19 protein-coding genes are annotated in these 16288 nt (G+C 71.1%); 9 read left to right on the plus strand and 10 right to left on the minus strand.

Annotation, left to right across the window (positions count from 1 at the left end; all coding sequences use genetic code 11):
- The first annotated feature begins 71 nt into the window (after window positions 1-71).
- Entirely contained in the window at window positions 72-2249 is a 2178-nt protein-coding gene (locus MFF64_RS00290) for a cation:proton antiporter domain-containing protein (protein ID WP_099905067.1), read from the plus strand.
- A 187-nt stretch (window positions 2250-2436) separates the two neighbouring features.
- Here MFF64_RS00290 and MFF64_RS00295 read toward each other — a convergent pair whose 3' ends face one another.
- The 4 genes from MFF64_RS00295 to cpdR all read right to left on the minus strand — a co-directional run bounded on the left by MFF64_RS00295 (window position 2437) and on the right by cpdR (window position 4630).
- Window positions 2437-2910: a DUF1178 family protein gene (locus tag MFF64_RS00295; protein ID WP_099905065.1), complete on the minus strand. Its 474-nt coding sequence runs from the start codon at window positions 2908-2910 to the stop codon at window positions 2437-2439.
- 114 nt (window positions 2911-3024) lie between these two features.
- Window positions 3025-3864, minus strand: coding sequence for a carbon-nitrogen hydrolase family protein (locus MFF64_RS00300; protein WP_099905063.1), 840 nt, complete (start codon window positions 3862-3864; stop codon window positions 3025-3027).
- Between the two features lie 81 nt (window positions 3865-3945).
- Window positions 3946-4203, minus strand: coding sequence for a glutaredoxin 3 (gene grxC, locus MFF64_RS00305; RefSeq protein ID WP_099905061.1), 258 nt, complete (start codon window positions 4201-4203; stop codon window positions 3946-3948).
- A gap of 70 nt (window positions 4204-4273) precedes the next feature.
- Window positions 4274-4630 carry a cell cycle two-component system response regulator CpdR gene (gene cpdR, locus MFF64_RS00310; RefSeq protein WP_048427828.1) on the minus strand — a complete coding sequence of 119 codons (357 nt, stop codon included), beginning with the start codon at window positions 4628-4630 and terminating at the stop codon, window positions 4274-4276.
- A gap of 220 nt (window positions 4631-4850) precedes the next feature.
- Here cpdR and MFF64_RS00315 point away from each other — a divergent pair, with 220 nt between their 5' ends.
- The 3 genes from MFF64_RS00315 (at window position 4851) to MFF64_RS00325 (ending at window position 7354) form a co-directional block, all read left to right on the plus strand.
- Window positions 4851-5741 (plus strand): N-formylglutamate amidohydrolase, encoded by an 891-nt coding sequence (locus MFF64_RS00315; protein WP_099900750.1) that lies wholly within the window; start codon window positions 4851-4853, stop codon window positions 5739-5741.
- Window positions 5742-5913: 172 nt separating this feature from the next.
- Entirely contained in the window at window positions 5914-6798 is an 885-nt protein-coding gene (locus MFF64_RS00320) for an HpcH/HpaI aldolase/citrate lyase family protein (protein ID WP_238189092.1), read from the plus strand.
- Between the two features lie 199 nt (window positions 6799-6997).
- Window positions 6998-7354 carry a hypothetical protein gene (locus MFF64_RS00325; protein WP_099908748.1) on the plus strand — a complete coding sequence of 119 codons (357 nt, stop codon included), beginning with the start codon at window positions 6998-7000 and terminating at the stop codon, window positions 7352-7354.
- A gap of 133 nt (window positions 7355-7487) precedes the next feature.
- On the opposite strand, the gene MFF64_RS00330 is transcribed toward MFF64_RS00325, so the two are convergent.
- Window positions 7488-7898, minus strand: a complete 411-nt coding sequence (locus MFF64_RS00330; RefSeq protein WP_099908747.1) for a hypothetical protein — start codon at window positions 7896-7898, stop codon at window positions 7488-7490.
- 254 nt (window positions 7899-8152) lie between these two features.
- Here MFF64_RS00330 and MFF64_RS00335 point away from each other — a divergent pair, with 254 nt between their 5' ends.
- The 4 genes from MFF64_RS00335 (at window position 8153) to MFF64_RS00350 (ending at window position 11438) form a co-directional block, all read left to right on the plus strand.
- A complete protein-coding gene (locus MFF64_RS00335; RefSeq protein ID WP_099908746.1) occupies window positions 8153-9421 on the plus strand; it encodes a vWA domain-containing protein in 1269 nt (422 codons plus the stop codon).
- A 133-nt stretch (window positions 9422-9554) separates the two neighbouring features.
- Window positions 9555-9941, plus strand: coding sequence for a phasin (locus MFF64_RS00340; protein WP_099908745.1), 387 nt, complete (start codon window positions 9555-9557; stop codon window positions 9939-9941).
- 349 nt (window positions 9942-10290) lie between these two features.
- Window positions 10291-11094, plus strand: coding sequence for a phasin family protein (locus MFF64_RS00345; RefSeq protein ID WP_099908744.1), 804 nt, complete (start codon window positions 10291-10293; stop codon window positions 11092-11094).
- A 77-nt stretch (window positions 11095-11171) separates the two neighbouring features.
- Window positions 11172-11438 (plus strand): hypothetical protein, encoded by a 267-nt coding sequence (locus tag MFF64_RS00350; protein ID WP_099908743.1) that lies wholly within the window; start codon window positions 11172-11174, stop codon window positions 11436-11438.
- 111 nt (window positions 11439-11549) lie between these two features.
- On the opposite strand, the gene MFF64_RS00355 is transcribed toward MFF64_RS00350, so the two are convergent.
- The 4 genes from MFF64_RS00355 to MFF64_RS00370 all read right to left on the minus strand — a co-directional run bounded on the left by MFF64_RS00355 (window position 11550) and on the right by MFF64_RS00370 (window position 14949).
- A complete protein-coding gene (locus MFF64_RS00355; protein ID WP_099908742.1) occupies window positions 11550-11891 on the minus strand; it encodes a hypothetical protein in 342 nt (113 codons plus the stop codon).
- A gap of 117 nt (window positions 11892-12008) precedes the next feature.
- Window positions 12009-12854 (minus strand): class I SAM-dependent methyltransferase, encoded by an 846-nt coding sequence (locus MFF64_RS00360; RefSeq protein ID WP_099908741.1) that lies wholly within the window; start codon window positions 12852-12854, stop codon window positions 12009-12011.
- Window positions 12851-13900 (minus strand): lysylphosphatidylglycerol synthase domain-containing protein, encoded by a 1050-nt coding sequence (locus tag MFF64_RS00365; protein ID WP_099908740.1) that lies wholly within the window; start codon window positions 13898-13900, stop codon window positions 12851-12853. Before MFF64_RS00365 ends, MFF64_RS00360 begins: the two co-directional genes overlap by 4 nt.
- 161 nt (window positions 13901-14061) lie before the next feature.
- A complete protein-coding gene (locus tag MFF64_RS00370) occupies window positions 14062-14949 on the minus strand; it encodes an alpha/beta hydrolase (protein WP_099908739.1) in 888 nt (295 codons plus the stop codon).
- A gap of 183 nt (window positions 14950-15132) precedes the next feature.
- Between MFF64_RS00370 and MFF64_RS00375 the strand changes: the two genes are divergently transcribed.
- Window positions 15133-15747, plus strand: a complete 615-nt coding sequence (locus MFF64_RS00375) for a GNAT family N-acetyltransferase (RefSeq protein ID WP_238189095.1) — start codon at window positions 15133-15135, stop codon at window positions 15745-15747.
- Window positions 15748-15856: 109 nt separating this feature from the next.
- Here MFF64_RS00375 and fliJ read toward each other — a convergent pair whose 3' ends face one another.
- Complete coding sequence (gene fliJ / locus MFF64_RS00380) at window positions 15857-16264, minus strand: flagellar export protein FliJ (RefSeq protein WP_048431487.1); 408 nt, start codon at window positions 16262-16264, stop codon at window positions 15857-15859.
- Between the last annotated feature and the right edge of the window lie 24 nt (window positions 16265-16288).

The following is a 16288-nucleotide window of genomic DNA, read 5'->3' on the forward strand; positions in this document are numbered from 1 at the left end:
ACGAAACCAGAGGACCCGACGACCCGCGTGATGGCGCTCTCCCCCCAGGACCGGTCCGGCTGGCCCACCGCGTGAGAACGGCGCTCCTCGCTCTCGCGATCCTCACGGCCGGCGCTGCGCAGGCCGCGGGGATCGGCGCGAGCGGCGGCCCGTCCGAGGTCCTGCTGGTCGTCCAGATCGTGCTGCTCCTCACCGTCGGGCGACTGCTCGGCGAAGCGATGCTGCGCATCGGGCAGCCGGCGGTGATGGGCCAGCTGCTCGCCGGCATCCTGCTCGGCCCCTCCTTCCTCGGGGCGATCTGGCCGGAGGCGCAACACTGGCTGTTCCCGCCCGGCCGCGATCAGAAGGCGCTGCTCGACGGCATCGCTCAGCTCGGCATCCTGCTCCTGCTGCTGATGACCGGCATGGAGACCGACCTCGCCCTGGTGCGCAAGGTCCGGCGCGCGGCGTTCAGCGTCTCCGTCACCGGCGTCGCGGTGCCGTTCGGCTGTGGCTTCCTTCTCGGCTGGTTCCTGCCCGAGGCGATGCTGCCGCGGCCGGAGCTGCGCCTCGTCACCGCGCTCTTCCTCGGCACGGCGCTCGCGATCTCCTCGGTCAAGATCGTCGCCATGGTGGTGCGCGAGATGGATTTCCTGCGCCGCAATGTCGGTCAGGTCATCGTCGCCTCGGCGATCATCGACGACACGATCGGCTGGGTCATCATCGCGGTCATCTTCAGCCTGGCCCAGGCCGGCAGCATCGATCTCTGGGAGGTCGGTCGCAGCCTCGCCGGCACCCTGGTCTTCCTCGGCATCAGCCTCACGGTCGGGCGCCGCCTCGTCTTCTGGCTGATCCGCTGGGCCAACGACCGCTTGCGCAGCGAGGCCGCGGTGATCACCGCGATTCTGGTGCTGATGGGCGTGCTGGCGCTGGTCACGCAAGCGATCGGCGTGCACACGGTGCTCGGCGCCTTCGTGGCCGGCCTCCTCGTCGGGCAGTCACCGATCCTGACCCGGCGCATCGACGAGCAGTTGCGCGGCGTCGTCACCGCCCTGTTCGCGCCGATCTTCTTCGGGCTCGCAGGCCTGAGCGCCGACCTCACCATCCTGCGCGACCCGCGCCTCCTGCTCCTCACCCTCGGGCTCATCGCCATCGCGAGCCTCGGCAAGTTCGCCGGCGCCTTCGCGGGCGGGCTGATCGGGGGCTTGCGGCGGGCGGAATCCCTGGCGCTGGCCTGCGGCATGAATGCCAGGGGCTCGACCGAGGTCATCGTCGCCTCGATCGGGCTCGGCATGGGGGCGCTGAGCCGGGACCTGTTCACCATGATCGTCGCGATGGCGCTGATCACTACCCTGGCGATGCCCCCGACCTTGCGCTGGGCGCTCCATCGCCTGCCGCTGAAGGGCGAGGAGAAGGAGCGGCTGGAGCGCGAGGCGGCGGAGGAGCGCGGCTTCGTCGCCCGGCTCGAGCGCCTGCTGGTTGCCGCCGACGATGGCCCGAAGGGGCGCTTCGCCGCCCGGATCGCCGGCCTCGTCGCCAGTTCGCGCGGCATGCCGGTGACGGTGGTGCGGCTCGGGCCGGCGACGGAGGAGGCCGCCCTGTCCGGCGCGGTGGCGGCGGCGGCGCAGGGCGCGCGCGACGAGGAGGCCAGAGCGGTCGAGGTGACGGAGCTCGCACGGCGGGAGCCCGCCGCGGAGGCCGTGGGCGAGGAGGCCGCCAAGGGCTACGACCTCCTGATCGTCGGCATCGACCCCACGGTGGCGCCGGAGGGCGGCCTCGCCGACGCGGTGGCCGGCGCGGCCGAGCGGTTCGACGGGCCGCTCGCCATCGCGGCGGCGCGAGGCGCGCACCGCACGGATCCCGAACGCGCCGCCCTCTCGATCCTGGCGGTGATCGACGGCACCCAGGCCGCCCGCCGCGGCGCCGAGATCGCCGTCACCCTGGCCCGCGGCGCCGGCGCACCGCTGACGGTGCTGTTCCTCTCGGAGGCCACCGGCCCGCGGCGGCGCCTCACCGGCCTGCGCCCGGGCGACGCGGCGGCCCTGCGCGACGTGCTCGATCTCGCCGAGCAGGCCGGGCTGCGGGTCCGGACCGAGATGCGCGCCACGCGGGCGCCGGAGCGGGAGATCCTGCGCCAAGCCCGGGCCGGCGATCACGACCTCATCGTGATGGGGGTCACCCGCCGCGCCGGCGACGGGGCAGCGTTCGGGCCTGTGGCGGAGGCGGTGCTGGAGGCCTCGGACCGTTCGGTGCTGTTCCTGGCGAGCTGACCGTCATAGGACAGAACAGGATCTACCGTTCCAGCTCCGCTTCGTCCTTGTGCCTGAAACGATACAGACACCGAGCAGCCAAGCGGCACTTCCTCTGCTGGATCCCGGATCGCCTTCCACTTCATTGAAGTCGTCCGGCGAAGTGGCAGAGTAACCCGAGTCGATCGAGGCGCAGCAGCGGACGCCCTCAGTTCCGATCGTCCGGCAAGGACGGCAGCGGCTGCACCGCGATCCCCTCCTCCAGGAGCGAGCGCGCCTCGGTCAGGCTCGCCTCGCCGTAGATCGCCCGCTGCTCGGTCTCGCCATAATGCATCCGCCGCGCCTCCGCCGCGAAGTTCTCGCCGACATGGTCGGCGGTGCGGGCGACGTGCTCGTGGAGGGCGCGGATCATCGCGCGCAGCTGCCGCTCGGGCTCGGAGACCAGGCTGACCGGCGCCTCGGCGGAGGCCGGGGCCGCGGGTGCGCTGGGCGCCTCGACCGGGGCCGGGAGGTTCGCCGTGCGACCGAGCGACGGTGCCATGATCTGCTTGGCGACCTTCGGGCTGTTGCAGAACGGGCAGGTCACGAAGCCGGCCCGCGCCTGCTCGTCGTAGGAGTCGCTCGACGGGAACCAGCTCTCGAAGCTGTGGCCGGAATCGCAGGACAGGGCGTAGCGGATCATGACGGGGGATATCGGTGGGCGCGCGCGCGGTTGCGAGGGGCTGCGACGCTGGATGCGGCCCTTGTGGCGGAAATCCGGCCCCGAAGAAACCTTGGTTTACGGGAATATCGCTCGTCAGGCGCGGGCAGCCTCGACCACCACCGGGCGGGCGTGCCGAAGGGCCGGGATGCGGGCGCGCGCATCGGCGACCAGCGCCATGTCGATCTCGGCCAGGATCACCCCCGGCTCGTTGCCGTCGGCCTCGGCCAGCACCCGGCCCCAGGGATCGACGATGAGCGAGTGGCCGTAGGTCTCGCGCCCGTCCTCGTGCCGGCCGCCCTGCGCGGCCGAGATCATGAACGAGCCGGTCTCGATCGCCCGGGCGCGCTGCAGTACGTGCCAATGCGCCTCGCCGGTCTGGCGGGTGAAGGCGGCGGGCGCCGACAGGATCTCGGCCCCGGCCTCGGCGAGCGCCCGGTAGAGGGCGGGGAAACGCACGTCGTAGCAGATCGCGACGCCGAGCCGACCCCAGGGCAGGTCGGTGACGACGGCCCGGGCGCCGCCGGTATAGGTGGCCGATTCGCGGTAGCTCTCGCCGTTCGGCAGGTCGACGTCGTAGAGGTGGAGCTTGTCGTAGGCGGCAAGGATCGCGCCCTCGCGGTCGATCACGAAGGCGCGGTTGGCGATCTTGTCGCCGTTCTTCACCGCGAGCGAGCCGACATGAACCACGATGCCGCGCTCGCGGGCGACGTCGCGCAGGGCGCCGAGGGTCGAATCGTCCTCCGGCGCACGGATCTTCTGGAACAGGCTCGCCCGGTCCCGCTCGAGGAGCGAGGTCATCTCGGGAGTCTGGACGTAATGCGCGCCGCGTTCCGCCGCCTCGCGGATCCCCGCCACCGCGGCGTCGCGGTTCTGCGCGGGGTCGCGGCCGGAGCGCATCTGCACGCAGGCGGCGACGAAGCGGGGAGCGGTCATGGGCTGCAACTCCGGAAATCCCGGAAAGCTTACGCCGGAACGGCGCCCCCCCGCCAGAGGCGTCGCATGACGGGCGTCAGGTCAGCCGGCCAGCAGCGGGTCGAGGCGGCCGGCGCGGTCGAGGGCGTAGAGGTCGTCGCAGCCGCCGACATGGGTCTCGCCGACGAAGATCTGCGGCACGCTGGTGCGGCCGCCGGCCTTGTCGATCATCTCGCGCCGGGCGCCCGCCTTGGCCTCGACGTCGATCTCGGTGAAGGCGGCGCCCTTCTCCTGCAGCAGCGACTTCGCCGCCGAGCAATAGGGGCACCAGCTGGTGGTGTAGATCGTGACCGGCTGCATCCGTCGGCTCGCGCGCTGCTGGGACGGGCCCGATATAGGCACCGGCGAGCGATCGCGCCAGCGGCGGCCCTCAGGCCGCCATGAGCTTCTCGACTTCCGTGACCAGCTCGCGCAGGTGGAACGGCTTCGACAGGACCTTGGCGTCCTTCGGAGCCTTCGAATCGGGGTTGAGCGCCACCGCGGCGAAGCCGGTGATGAACATCACCTTGATGTCGGGGTCGAGCTCGGTGGCGCGGCGCGCCAGCTCGATGCCGTCCATCTCGGGCATCACGATGTCGGTGAGCAGGAGCTCGAACGGCTCCTCGCGCAGGCGGTTATAGGCCGACAGCCCGTTGTCGAACGAGGCCACGTCGTAGCCAGCGTTCTGGAGCGCCTTGGCGAGGAAGCGACGCATGTCGTTGTCGTCTTCCGCGAGGAGGATCTTCATGAACGAAAGTCCCGGATACCGATTCGGTGCGTTCATTCCATAAAGCGGCGGCGTGGTAAACAGAGTGTTGACGCTGGGCTCGCCGGAGCGGTTTCCCCCGGCGGATTCTCGAGGGCTTCCGGTTCCTCGCGGCAGTGGACAGGTCCGGGCCGTGGCGCCAGATTAGCCGGATGAAGGTGCGATCGCGTCCCGTCCCCACCCCCCTCGCCCGGACGACCGGATGAGCCGGGTTCCCCCCGCCAGCCTGTTCACGCCGCCCTTCCGGGTGGACGAGCCGGAGCGGCAGACCCTGCCGTTCGTCTACAACACCGGCCATTCCGGGGCGGTCTACCCGGCCTCCTTCGTGGCGGCCTCGCGGCTCGACGCGGTGGCCCTGCGCCGCTCGGAGGACGCCTTCGTCGACCGGCTCTACGCCCCGGTCGTCGGCCTCGGCGCTCCCCTGATGCAGGCTGCCTTCCCGCGGGCCTATCTCGACGTGAACCGGGAGCCCTACGAGCTCGACCCGCGGATGTTCGACGGGCGCCTGCCGCCCTTCGTCAACGTGCGCTCGATGCGGGTGGCGGGCGGCCTCGGCACGGTGCCGCGGGTGGTAGCGGACGGCCAGGAGATCTACCGCACCCGCCTGCCCGTCGAGGAGGCGCTGTCGCGCATCGAGGAGTTGTACAAGCCCTATCACCGCACGCTGAAGGATCTGGTGGCCCGCACCGCCCGGACCTTCGGCCATGCCGTCCTGATCGACTGCCACTCGATGCCCTCGACCAGCCTCGCCCGCGACGAGGGACCGACCGTCGACGTTGTCCTCGGCGACCGCTTCGGCACGTCCTGCGCGCCCGACCTGATCGACTGCGCCGAAGCCGCGTTTCGCAGCCACGGCCTCCGGGTGGTGCGCAACAAGCCCTATGCGGGCGGCTTCATCACCGAGCATTACGGCGAGCCGGCGCTCGGCCGCCACGCCCTCCAGATCGAGGTCAACCGCGCCCTCTACATGGACGAGCGCAAGCTCCTGCCCCGCCCCGGCTTCGAGGCCCTGTCGCGGATCCTGACGGCGGTGGCCGAAACGCTGGGCCACGCGTCCCTCGACCTCGGGCCCCGGCGCATCGCCGCCGAGTAGACCGGCGCAGGCGTTCCCGCCCGTCCCGGGTTCGGAGCGGCGGGAGCGGAGCCGGGACCCCGCGGCCGAAGCCCTCGGCCGCTCGGCCGCCGCCTAGCGTGCTGCCGTCGGCATGTTGCAACGCAATCGGGCGCTGCCGTAAGCAGGAGGCGACCGCAAGGAAACCCCCGCGATGATCGACCTCCGCCTCCGCCGCAGCGTGCTCTACATGCCGGGCTCCAACCAGCGCGCCCTAGAGAAGGCGCGCAGCCTCGCGGCCGACGCCCTGATCCTCGACCTCGAGGACGCGGTGGCGCCCGACGCCAAGGAGGTGGCGCGCGAGCAGGTCTGCGCCGCGGTCCGCCAGGGCGGCTACGGCGAGCGCGAGCTGATCATCCGCGTCAACGCCCCGCAGACGCCCTGGGGCGAGGCCGACCTGCGCGCCGCGATCGAGGCGAAGCCCGACGCGATCCTGATGCCGAAGGTCTCGTCCCCGGCCGTGCTCGAGAACATCGCCGACCGGCTGGAAGCCCTCGACGCGCCGGCGGGCATCAAGATCTGGGCGATGATCGAGACCCCGGCCTCGATCCTCAACATCCAGGCGATCGCCGCGGCGCGGCGCAATCCGGGCACCCGGCTCACCTGCTTCGTGCTCGGCACCAACGACCTCGCCAAGGACACCTGGACGCAGATCGTGCCCGGCCGGGCCCCGATGATGCCGTGGCTGATGACGGCGCTCGCCGGCGCCCGGGCCGAGGGCCTGACCATCCTCGACGGCGTCTACAACAACTTCTCCGACCTCGACGGCTGCCGCCAGGAATGCGAGCAGGCCCGCATCCTCGGTTTCGACGGCAAGACGCTGATCCATCCGGGCCAGGTCCCGCTCGCCAATGCCGCCTTCGCGCCGACCGAAGACGAGGTCGCGGTCGCCCGCAGCGTGATCGAGGCCTTCGAGCGTCCGGAGAACGCCAGGCGCGGTGCGATCCAGATCAACGGCCGCATGTTCGAGCGGCAGCACATCCCGATGGCCCGACGCTCCGTCGCCTGGGCCGAGGCGATCGCCGCGAAGGGTCAGTAATCCGCGCGCCCGTCGGGCGAATCACCCGGGCTTGACGCACGGATAGTTGCAGCGCACAAACTGTTTAGAGATAATTAACGCGTGATCTCCGGGGCGCTCCCGGAGCAGCGTGGCCCTTCGGCCCCTTCCGGGCCGGGCCCACTTGGCGTCCACACGCTTCCCGGCGCCACTCCCTCGAATGCCCGCGACGGAGATCGACATGCGCTGCGCGCCTCCCGCCTTCGAGACCATTTTCCGCATCCCGGGCGAGCACCGGCTGGAGAGCGCCGGCATGCTCGGCCGCGGCGGCCGGGTCTTCGGGATCTGCTGGTTCCACCGGGAATACGACCGGCACGACCGCCTGGTGGCCCGGCACGAGACCTACGACGAGGTCGGGGCGGACGGCGCCCCGCGCTGCGGCTGGCGCCGCTACGACGAGGCCGGCCGTGTCACGCTGGCGCACGAGGTCGGCATGCGCTGGGCCGCCCTGGTCGAGAGCCTGTCGCGCCGCGAGGCCGAGACGGTGCTCCAGCATCCGCGGGTGCAAGAGGCGGAACTCGGCTGCGTACCGGCCTGAGAACGTCGCGGGCTCGGCCGGCCCCCTCCGATCGAGCATCCTCCGCCGTCACCCCGGGTGGCGCTGCGCGGTCCCGGGACGACGTCGAGAGCTTTTCGTTGCGCGATGGGCTTCTCTGAACGCGCCGGCTTTCTTACCGGGCCGCCGGCTTCTTGGCCGCCTCGGCCGCCGCCGGCGTGATGCTGCCGGTCTGGGTCACCTTGTCCTTCGCCTGGTCGAGACGCTTGGTCAGCGAGGCGAGGTCGCGCTGGGTGGCGGCGAGCTGCGCCTTGGCCTTGTCGCGGGTCGCGCCGAGCTGGGCGATCTCGTCCCGCGCCGCCGCGATCTTGGCCTGACGGTCGCGCAGCTCGGCCTCGACGTCCTGGAACTGCTTGAAGCGGGCGGCGAGCGCGTCGCGCTGGCCCTCGGTTTCCGCCAGCTGGGCCCGGAGCGCGCTCTTGCCCGAGGAAGAGACGCCGTAGGCGCCCCAGCCCGACAGGGTGCCGAGGCCGAGGATGCCGGCCGCGAGGGCGGCGGGATGGGGGTGGAACCGCAGGGTACGCATCGGCAGTCCTCGTCAGGTACTCGTAGGGCCGCGTCGAGCGGCTGAGGATGTCCCGGACCCGGGAACACGATTGTGCCTGAGTATGACGCGGCTTCGTTAACGCCAGCTTGCCGCGATTCGTGGTCGGAAACCTTAACGAAACGTGACCGACATGGCCGCTGGAGACGGGATCCCGGCGGCAAACCGTTAATGCCCGACTTGTTAGCTCTTGATCGTTGCAACAGAGCAAGCGGCATCGGGAGGGCATTCCATCGATGAGGCGGCTGTTCGACCGTTTCCAACGTGAGCATCGTGGCAGCGTCGCAGTGATCCTGGCGCTGGCGATGATTCCCCTCACCTTCCTGGTGGGCGCCGGGGTGGATTATGCCCGTGGCGCCGGGATTCGGGCGAAGCTCCAGACGGCGACGGACGCGGCGGTGCTGGCGGTGATCCGCGAGGTGCCGATCCTGAAGACCGACACCGATTTCCAGACCCGCGCCCGGGCCTTGTTCGACGCGAGCTTCCCGGCCCAGAAGGGCGTGACCGTGACCCGCTTCGCTCCGGTCCGGGCCGGCACGCAGGTGACGGTCAGCGCCACCGCACAGGTCGACATGACGCTCGGGCGATTGATGCATTCCGGGCCGCTCGAGGTCAGCGGTACGTCGCAGGCGATGTCCGGCGGCAAGGCGGTCGAGATCGCGCTCGTGCTCGACAATACCGGCTCGATGAACGATGCCGGCAAGCTCCCGGCGCTCAAGCAGGCAGCGAAGGACTTCCTGAGCTACCTCGACAAGGTCGTGGTCAGCCGTGCCGACGCCAAGGTCGCCCTCGTCCCGTTCTCGAACCAGGTGAATCTCGGCACCGGCGTCACGAGCGCTTCCTGGCTCAGCTATGCCACGCTGGGCAGCGTCAACGCCACGAGCTGGAAGGGCTGCATCGACGACCGCAACCAGCCCTATGACGTCCAGATTCCGAATGCCGAGCCGACCGGCACCAGCGCCTACCCGGCCGATCGCTGCGACAGCACCACCCAGACCGGCAAGCCGACCCTGGCGGTGATCCGCCCCCTCGACACCGACTACACGGCGCTCGGCAACGCCATCGACAGCATGAGTGCGGGCGGCAACACCAACGTCACCATCGGGGTGGCATGGGGCATGGAGGCGCTCACGCCCTACGGCCCGCTCGCCACGGCGACCAGCCTCTCGAACGACCGGGTCAGCAAGATCATGGTCGTGCTGACCGACGGCGTGAACACCGCGAACCGCTGGAACTTCGCCTGTACGGGCACCTGGTGGTACGATTTCGGCTCCGGCTGCGTCAACGACAGCGTGATCGATGCTCGCACGCTCGCGGCCTGCACGGCGGCGAAGGATGCCGGCATCACCATCTACACGGTGCGAGTGATCGACGGAAACACCGATATGCTGAAATCCTGCGCGTCGAAGGACAGCTTCTTCTACAATGTCATCACGGCGAACGATCTCAAGCCGGCATTCCAGAGTATCGGTAGCTCGATCGCGCAGTTCCGGCTCACGCAGTAGCGCCGCCCCGCGCCTCCGCAAGGCCGTCTCTGGCGCGGCCGGTTGACTCTCGCGCTGCGTTGCAGCATCGTGCATGCTGCGTCGCACAAATCCTCACGGGCGGCGCGCGTAGCGAGAGCCAGAGGCCACGCCCATGAGCAGCACCCAGAAGCCCTTCGAGATTCCGACCGAGATGCGCGACTTCGCCGAGAAGGGCGTCCAGAACGCCCGTACGGCGTTCGGCACCTTCCTGGGCTCCGCCCGCAAGCTCGCCGAGACCGTGCAATCCTCGACCCAGACCTCGCAGACCGGCATGGGCGCCGCCGTGACTCGCGGCTTCGACTACACCGAGCAGCACGCCACCGCGACCTTCGATCTCGCCGAGAAGCTCGTGCGCAGCCGCGACGTCAAGGAGGCGCTTGAGCTGCAGGGCGAGTACATGCGCAACCAGATGAGCGCGCTGCAGAGCCAGGCGAAGGAGTTCGCCACGCTGTCCGAGTCGATCAAGGCCGACCTGAACAAGACCCAGGCCAAGGCTTAAAACAGGCCCAGGTTGAGGAAGGCCGAGGCCTGGACCGTCGGGAGCGAGGCGCCGTCTCGCCCCACGACAATGGAAAACGGATCAGGCTGAACGCCGTCCCCCGATCCGGCCGAGCGATACCGGCACGGCCGGTTGCCCGGCCGTCGAGACGCCCGCGGGCGAGGTCCCGCCGACGGCCCGCGGCCGGGGGTGAGACCGGTGGCGCGTCGCCTCGCGCCGCCGACTGGCCGGCGCCCCGGACGAGCCTGCCGGCGCTCCGGCTCAGCGCGTCCGCCCCCGCATCGGGTGAGGACGCCCGCCGGGCGACGCGCCAGGGACGCGGCGCCCGCTACTCCGAGGAGGCCGAGCCATGACCACGACGCGCCGCATCGACAGAACCCGCAAGCCGCCCCGCCGCACCCCCGTCCGGGCAGCAGCGCGGACGAACGATTCCGCCAAGTCCGGTGAGACGGGCGCCAGCGAGACGACGTCCGACGAGGCGATGATAGCCGCCGGGACCCACGAGGCCGCGACCGGGGCGGAACAGCCCGAGACCGAGCAGCCCGGCAGCGCGCCGACCTCCGAGGTCGAGGACGCGCCGGAGGACGCTTCTGCCGCCGAGGCCGGGGCCGAGGACTCCGCCGCCCCCGTCGCCGCGGCCGGGACCGAAATCAGGGCCGAAGGCTCATCGGAAGGAGCATCGGTCGAGGAACCGGTCGCCGAAGCGCCGGTGGCCCAAGCGGCTGCTGTCGAAGCCGCCGGTGACGCACAAGCCTCAGTGCAGGAGTCCGACGTCCCGGACGCGGCCGCTCCGGCCGAGACGCCCGTCGCCGAGCCTGCCACGGGCGAGGCTCCCGCCGTCGCGACGTCCGACGAACCGGCCGCGGCGCCGGAGCAGCCCGGCCCGAGGGGTCGAGAGGAGGTCCCGCTCGCCGCCATGCAGGGCTTCATCGAGATCAATGGCCGGCTCGTGGCATTCCTGCAGGGCGAGAGCCAGGCGGCTCTCGCCTTCTGGAAGGCTGCCCTTGCGGTCCGCAGCCCGGGCGACCTCGCGCAGCTCCAGGCCGCCGAGATGAGCCGGGCCGTCGATGCGGCGCTCGCCTGCTGGACGGATCTCGCCCGCCGGATGGGGCGTTTCCCTGCCTTCGTGGCGCCCCGCGCCCGCGCCGCCTGATCCTCTCCCGCGTCGGCACCGTCATGGGTGCCGGCCCGGGCCCGCCTGCGATTTGCAAAACGCGAAGGAAAATCAGGATGTTGGACGCTTGGTACGCGACGGCGATGCTCGCCATGGAATCCCAGAAGGTCATCGAACTGCGCATGGTCAAGCTCGCCTGGGGCGGCCTGGCCGGCCAGGTCGAGGCACAGCGGATGGTCAGCGAGAAGATCGGCGCGGCCCTCGAGGCAACCGGCACCCTGCTCGGCGGCGGCACGCCGGAAGCGGTGATCGACCGTTACCGCGAGCACGTCCGCAACAATGTCGAGCGCCTCTCCGCGCCGGCCACCACCACCGGTCACTGAGACGACCGCTCTTGCCGCCCCGCGCGATCGCTCGCGCGAGGCGGCAGTTCGAGATCGGGCCGCGGCACCGTCAGTGCCTCGGGACTCCCATGAGGAGTGCTCCGTGAAGCGCTAGTTGATCGCGCAGAAGCCCGCACCGGAACCGAACACCCGGCCGGTGATGCACCAGGGCCGGGCCGGCACTGGCGTGGGGTTGGGCGGCGGGTTCATTTCACGACGCACGACCGGCACGGCGGTGCCGGTGGTCATCGGCTCCGGCGCGCCGGCATCGGCGGCCGCCGTGCGCATCCACGGCTCTTGTCCTGGAATCCGAGCCGCCGACGTCTCCGCCGGGGCAGCATGGTTCCGGCCCGCGACGAACACGATGCCACCGCGCCGGCCCCGCGCCTCCGCGGGCTCCGCGGCCGCTAGGATGCTCAAGGCGACCAGCCCGACCGTCAGACCCGCACGCATCGTCGCCTCCCCGTCGCAGCCGCACGGTGCGGCCGGATGCACGGTCCACGATCGCCCATCGGCGTTAATCCGGCATCGCAACCGATCGACGGCATTCGATGGATCAGGCGGAAAATCTCACGCCTTGCGCAGCCACAGGCTGGTCTCGAAGGCGCCGGACGGCAGGGGTAGGCGCGAGAGGATGCCCTGGAGTGGCCAGCCGGTCCGGACCGCGACGTAGCGGCTGGCAAAGAGCGGGGCGTAGGCGCCGCCCTGCAGCAGCGTGCCGACCATCAATTGCTCGTTGTATCCGCGCCAGGCCCATTCGTCGGGATAGGCGTCCGGCAGGAAGATGTCGTGCAGGTGCACGATCACGCCGGATTTCAGGCGCGGCAGCACGTCGAGGAGGAGCCGGTCGACGTCGGTGCCCGGCATCGCGACGTGGCTCGAATCGATGAACAGCACGTCGCCGGGTTCGAGCGCCGCCGCCTCCTCCGCATCTGCGGGGCCGAACAGGCGCGCCTCGTGATACAGGCCGAGGCCGGCGAGAGGCGCGCGGGGCGCCGGGTCGATGCAGGTGATGCGAGTGGTGAGGCCGCCATCGCGGACGGCTTGCGCGAGGAAGCGGGTCGAATGGCCCGACCCGATCTCGACGATGCGGCGGGGTTGTTCGCGGCGCACCAGGGCGTAGGCGGCGGCCGCGTCGAGGCGCGGAAACCAGTCCTGGGCAAATCGCGCCGGCCGCTCGCCGACGAGGCCCGGGCCGCCAGCGGCGATGCGGGCCAGATCCGCGGCCTGCGCCTCGATCTCCGCCAGGACCGCCCGAAAGGCGGGCTCGGCCTTGAAAAAGATCGGGCGGAGGGCTGGGTAGCCCTCCGCCCGTGCCGCACCGGCATGCCGGTACGGGATCAGGAAGCCGCCCGGCCGGATGCCGAGCAGGGTGCTGAGACCGAGCCCGGCGCGGCGCAGGCGGGTGCGGCTCATACCGCTTTGCGCACCTTCACGTCGTGCAGGTCCGGGGTGATGCCGGGGCCGTCGACCGGGGGCGGCGGCACATTCGCGGGGGATTTTGTCTTGTTGCGCAGGGCGTCGGCGAGACGGCCGCGCTCGAACAGCAGCACCACGCCGATCGCCAGGGCGAAGGGCACGAGCAGGTAGAACAGGCGGAAGATCAGGACGGCGGCGAGCACGTCGGTCTTGGGCAGGTCCGGCATCGCCGTGATGAAGACGAGCTCGAACACTCCGATGCCGCCCGGCGCGTTAGAGACCAGCGCCACCGAGAACGAGGCGAGGAACACGGCGAGCACCACGAGGAAGCCCGGATTGCCGACCTCCGGCAGGGCGAAGTAGATGATGCCGGCGGCACCGAGCAGCTCGAGCGGCGCGGCGATCAGCTGGCGGCCCATGATGTTGGGACGCGGATACTCGATCTTGAACGAGCGGATGTGCAGCGGCCGGAAGTGCAGGATTGAGCCGATGACGTAGAGGGCGACGAAGCCGAGGAGGCCGAAGCCGACGAGGCGGGCGGTGGTCGGGCTCGCGAGCACGGGCGGCAGCAGGCTCGCCACGCGTTGCAAGAGTTCGGGCTCGAGCACCAGCACCAGGCCGCCGAGGAACGCCGTGCCGAGGCCGAAGGTGAAGGAGCAGAGCGCCACCAGCACCGCCACCTGCGCGGGCGAGAGGCCCTTCGACGTGTAGGCGCGGTAGCGCACCACGGCGCCGGAGAACACCGAGGCGCCGATATTGTGCGACAGTGCGTAGGTGGTGAAGGAGCAGACCGAGACGAACAGCCAGGAGATGCCCTTCACGCCGAGATGCAGCAGCGCGATCCGGTCGTACCACGCGAGCGCGCCATAGGCGACCAGGGTCGAGAGGACCGCCAGGGCGTAGCGGTGCGGCGGGATCGCCGCCAGGCTCGCCTTCACGTCCGCGAAGGACAGGCCCTTCAGCAGGTGCCACAGCAGGTAGACCGACACCACGACGGCCCCGAGGCCGATGACCGGCCAGATGAAATCTTTGATCTTCTTCATCGCGGTCCCGTCGCGTCCCTATTCTCGCGCGCGCTTCTGCCCGACCCTGCGGCCAACCGCAAGGACGGCCGCGCACCGGCGGGCCCCTCCTTTCATGGGATCGTGACGGTTTCGTGCCGGTCGAGAGGCGCAAGCCGCACCTCCTTTCGCGGCGCGACGGGTCAGGCGCCCCGGATCTCGAGCCAGTCGAGGAGCAGGCGGGCGACGCCCTCCGAGCCGAGATCGAGCTGCAGGAAGTGGGCGATGCCCGGCACGGTGCGGTGCTCGGCACCGTGATAGAGCGCGGTGCGCCACGTCGTCGCCGGCCAGATCATGCGGTCGTCGGCGCCGCCGAGCACCAGGGCTGGCACGCCCGCGAAGGCCGCGGAGAGCGGCAGGCTCGGCCAATGCGCCTCGGCGAGGGCCATCGGGCTCTCGGCCGACATCCGGGCGGCGTAGTTCTGCGCCCGCTCCAGCGGCAGGCCTTCCGAAAAGAGCCAGTGCCGGGCGAGCGCCACCGCCGGCTCGCGGCCGGGGAGCAGCGAGCCCGCCAGAGCCTCGACCCAGAAGCCCGCATCGGTCATCGCGATGCGCGGGCCGACGAGACCGAGCCCCTCCGGCGGCAGGGAAGCCATCAGGACTAGGCCGCGCAGAGGCACATGGCCGAGGACGCGCTGCGCCAGCAGCCCGCCGAGGGAGTGCCCGACCAGCACCGGCGGCTCGCGCCACTGCGCTAGGGCGAGCTTCAGGTCGGCGAGGTAATCGCTCAGCGACGCGTTGCGCAGATCCCCTCCGCCCTGGCTGCGGCCGTGGCCGCGCAGGCTCACTGCCGCGGCACGGCGGCCGCGGCGGGCGAGATGGGGCAGGAAGATCTCCTCGAACATCCAGGCGCCTCCGAAGGCGCCGTGCACGAACAGGAGCGGCGCGCCGCGAGGCTCGCCGGCGGGCTCCGCCTCGACCCATTCGAGGGCCGGGCCGTCGCGGCGCTCGATCATGCGGCGCGACACCCGAGCGCGAGGCTCGGTGACGACGGTGAAGCGGCGCCGGTCCCGCGCGTGTGCATCCTGCATGCTCGTGCCTCTCAACGGTCCGGCGGGCGGCCCCGCTCATATCTAAAGGCCAAGCCCCTTCCGCCCAGTCATGCGAGCGAGGGAAGCGACCGCATCGCGACAGCGTGGCACGCGAAAGCTTGACATTGGGGAAACGGGCCGGCCCCCTCGCGGCGCGCCATCCCGAAAGGAGACATCGCCACCGTGAGCGATCACCCGACCGACGAACCGCGCCTGTGCCTCGACGGTTACACCGTGGTTCCGCCGACTCACGTCGCCGCCGTGGTGACCTATCTGGAGATGCGCGAGCCCCCTCCCCCGCGGTCGCGCGAGGGTCTGCCGCTGGCGGCCATCGGCGCGGATCTCGCCCGCTACCGGGCCCTCTACGCCGCCATCGGGGTGCCCTGGCTGTGGTTCGGCCGCGCCCGCATGGCCGACGACGCGCTCCTGACGATCTTGAGCGATCCGGACGTCGAGGCCCTGGCCCTCGTCGAGGACGGGCGCGACATCGGCCTCCTCGAACTCGACTGGCGGCAGCCGGGCGAGGCGCAGCTCGCCTATTTCGGCCTCGTGCCGGAAGCGGTCGGGCAAGGCCGCGGGCGGCGGCTGATGGACGAGGCGCTGCGCCGCGCCTTCGCGCGCCCGATCGGGCGGTTCTGGGTGCATACCTGCACCCTCGACCATCCGGGTGCGGTCGATTTCTACCGGCGCTCGGGCTTCCGCGCTTACGCCCGGGCGATCGAGGTGACGCCGGATCCGCGCCTCACCGGCGACCTGCCCCGCGACGCGGCCGGGCAGATCCCATTCTTGGCGGAGTGAGACGAGGTCTGGACGATTCCTTCCGGACCTCGTCTCGGCAGCCCGCGCGGCGCCTACGTGAAGCCGGTCTCCGCATTGCGGAGCGATCAATCGGACATCGTATGACGCGTCAGGCCCGGGCGCGGCCCAGCCCGATCGCGTCCATGCTGGCCTGGTCGCGGGCGTTCTCGGCGGCGCGCTCGCCCGAGCGCTCGCGGTCGTCGAGGATTTCGACCTTCTTCAGCTCCTCGAACGCCTCGGCGAGGGCCGCCTTGGCCGCCGCGAGCTGCACGTCGAGGTCCTCGGCCGAGCGGCGGATGTTGTCGCGGCGCTGCGCCGCGGCGCGGGCATAGGTCGGGTAGGCGAAGTGGGCCGGATCGGAGATCCCGGCCCGCTGCTCCTCCTGGCCGATCTCGCGGTCGAGATCGGCGGCCATACGGGCGAAATCGGCGATCATCGCCTCGATTTGCGCGACTTTGCGGCGCTTCTCGTCGGCCTGGAAGCGGCGCAGCCGGATGAGCGTGTCCCGCGACTTCATTGTACTCCACTCCCGCCACGGCAA

Origin of the sequence: Methylobacterium frigidaeris (genome assembly GCF_022179185.1) — a bacterium.
GTDB lineage: Bacteria > Pseudomonadota > Alphaproteobacteria > Rhizobiales > Beijerinckiaceae > Methylobacterium > Methylobacterium frigidaeris.

Excerpts from the sequence above, each read along its gene's own strand:
- MFF64_RS00295 (WP_099905065.1), bottom strand. The coding sequence starts at position 2,910 with ATGATCCGCTACGCCCTGTCCTGCGATTCCGGCCACAGCTTCGAGAGC.
- MFF64_RS00300 (WP_099905063.1), bottom strand. The coding sequence starts at position 3,864 with ATGACCGCTCCCCGCTTCGTCGCCGCCTGCGTGCAGATGCGCTCCGGC.
- grxC (WP_099905061.1), bottom strand. The coding sequence starts at position 4,203 with ATGCAGCCGGTCACGATCTACACCACCAGCTGGTGCCCCTATTGCTCG.
- cpdR (WP_048427828.1), bottom strand. The coding sequence starts at position 4,630 with ATGAAGATCCTCCTCGCGGAAGACGACAACGACATGCGTCGCTTCCTC.
- MFF64_RS00315 (WP_099900750.1), top strand. The coding sequence starts at position 4,851 with ATGAGCCGGGTTCCCCCCGCCAGCCTGTTCACGCCGCCCTTCCGGGTG.
- MFF64_RS00320 (WP_238189092.1), top strand. The coding sequence starts at position 5,914 with ATGATCGACCTCCGCCTCCGCCGCAGCGTGCTCTACATGCCGGGCTCC.
- MFF64_RS00325 (WP_099908748.1), top strand. The coding sequence starts at position 6,998 with ATGCGCTGCGCGCCTCCCGCCTTCGAGACCATTTTCCGCATCCCGGGC.
- MFF64_RS00330 (WP_099908747.1), bottom strand. The coding sequence starts at position 7,898 with ATGCGTACCCTGCGGTTCCACCCCCATCCCGCCGCCCTCGCGGCCGGC.
- MFF64_RS00335 (WP_099908746.1), top strand. The coding sequence starts at position 8,153 with ATGAGGCGGCTGTTCGACCGTTTCCAACGTGAGCATCGTGGCAGCGTC.
- MFF64_RS00340 (WP_099908745.1), top strand. The coding sequence starts at position 9,555 with ATGAGCAGCACCCAGAAGCCCTTCGAGATTCCGACCGAGATGCGCGAC.
- MFF64_RS00345 (WP_099908744.1), top strand. The coding sequence starts at position 10,291 with ATGACCACGACGCGCCGCATCGACAGAACCCGCAAGCCGCCCCGCCGC.
- MFF64_RS00350 (WP_099908743.1), top strand. The coding sequence starts at position 11,172 with ATGTTGGACGCTTGGTACGCGACGGCGATGCTCGCCATGGAATCCCAG.
- MFF64_RS00355 (WP_099908742.1), bottom strand. The coding sequence starts at position 11,891 with ATGCGTGCGGGTCTGACGGTCGGGCTGGTCGCCTTGAGCATCCTAGCG.
- MFF64_RS00360 (WP_099908741.1), bottom strand. The coding sequence starts at position 12,854 with ATGAGCCGCACCCGCCTGCGCCGCGCCGGGCTCGGTCTCAGCACCCTG.
- MFF64_RS00365 (WP_099908740.1), bottom strand. The coding sequence starts at position 13,900 with ATGAAGAAGATCAAAGATTTCATCTGGCCGGTCATCGGCCTCGGGGCC.
- MFF64_RS00370 (WP_099908739.1), bottom strand. The coding sequence starts at position 14,949 with ATGCAGGATGCACACGCGCGGGACCGGCGCCGCTTCACCGTCGTCACC.
- fliJ (WP_048431487.1), bottom strand. The coding sequence starts at position 16,264 with ATGAAGTCGCGGGACACGCTCATCCGGCTGCGCCGCTTCCAGGCCGAC.